The organism is Holdemanella biformis DSM 3989, from assembly GCF_000156655.1.
Lineage (GTDB): Bacteria > Bacillota_I > Bacilli_A > Erysipelotrichales > Erysipelotrichaceae > Holdemanella > Holdemanella biformis.
Genome location: NZ_DS996867.1, coordinates 1 through 1,577 on the forward strand (window position 1 = coordinate 1; position 1,577 = coordinate 1,577).

The 1,577-nt window shown below is 31.3% G+C and carries 1 protein-coding gene; it reads left to right on the forward strand.

Translation table 11 applies throughout. The annotated features are described in order from the left end of the window. The first annotated feature begins 84 nt into the window (after positions 1-84). On the forward strand, positions 85-1,380 hold the full coding sequence (locus tag EUBIFOR_RS11920; protein WP_003866329.1) for an IS4 family transposase: 1,296 nt from the start codon (positions 85-87) through the stop codon (positions 1,378-1,380). The last annotated feature ends 197 nt before the right edge of the window (positions 1,381-1,577 follow it).

Consider the following 1,577-nt stretch of genomic DNA (forward strand, 5'->3'; position numbering starts at 1 on the left):
CAAAAAGTGTAAAAAGTACTTGACAAGCAAAAAACCGGAATTTTAAACATAATCCGAAGGAATTATAGAGGAGGATTTTTACCTATGATTCCAGATAAGATTTTAGATGTTTTTAACCGTTCTATTAAAACGGTTTGTAACAACATCGCTTGTTACTGCAATGACCCTATTAGTGATTTTACTCGTAAGAGAAAACTTCCAGTTGAAACACTGATTCACTTTATTATCCAGATGCAGTCTAAAAGTTTAAACTCTGAACTGTGTGAGTACTTTAATGATATTGATTTTTTACCTACTGCTTCGGCTCTTTGCCAACAAAGAGATAAGCTTGATATCAGTGCTTTTCAAAGAATCATGCATCTGTTTGTCAATGCATTTGATGACTATAAGACTTGGAAAGGATATCATGTTCTAGCTTGTGATGGTTCAGATGTAAATATTGCCTATGATGAAAAGGATGAAGATACTAAAAGACAGAACGGCAATAATAAACCATTTAGTCAGTTTCATATCAACGGATTGTATGACTGTATCAATCATGTTTTTTGGGATACAAGTATTGATACAGCAAACAAGACTAGAGAATGTGCAGCATTAATGGAAATGATTATGAAACATGATTATCCAGAAAACTCGATTATTACTGCTGATAGAGGCTATGAGAAATACAATTTGATTGCATGTTGTATAGAAAATAATCAGAAGTTTGTATTTCGTATTAAAGATATAGATGTATTTGGTTCAATTCTTTCAAATCTAAATTTACCAGATGAAGAATTCGATTTAGATGTTACTAAAATACTGACTCGTAAGCAAACAAATGAAACTAAAGCCAATAAGCACAAATATACATTCATTTCTAACAAGTCTGAGTTTAATTATTTTGGAACAAAAGAGTTTTATAAAATGAATCTAAGAGTTGTTCGCTTTAAGATTACGGATGACACCTATGAATGTCTGGTAACAAATCTGACAAGAGATGAATTTGATTTGAATGAACTAAAGAAAATGTATCACATGAGATGGGATATAGAAACAGCGTTTAAAGTATTGAAATACATTATTGGAATGATGGCATTTCATTCAAAAAAGCGTAATTTCATACAACAGGAAATCTATGCAGCAATTCTATTACATTGCTTAACAAATATCATTACCGAAAGAATCGAAGTAGAACAATCTGACAAAAGGAAACATACTTACAAAGTGAATCTATCTACTGCCGTAACAAATATGAGGCTTTGGTTAAGGAAATTAATTGGAACAGAAGAATTGGTAAAAAGAATAAAAAAATATCTGGCCCCAGTAAGACCAGATAGAAAATATCCGCGCAATATGAAACCTCAATCAGTTGTTCCGTTCAATACAAAAGCCTCATAGCGCTACACTGATTATATTTCATATTCGAGTCATAGGCAAATTTTTTTAAGGTGTAAAAATTTGTCTTTTCGTCATGCCTAAAACATCACATTTTTAACTACAGTATGATTAAAAGCCTGGATATAAAATTGTATCCAGGCTTAACTTAATAAGAATATATCGCTGTCACTGTTATTTTAGCTTAACTTAATGACATT

Coding starts and splice junctions, on each gene's coding strand:
- EUBIFOR_RS11920 (WP_003866329.1), top strand. CDS start 85: ATGATTCCAGATAAGATTTTAGATGTTTTTAACCGTTCTATTAAAACG.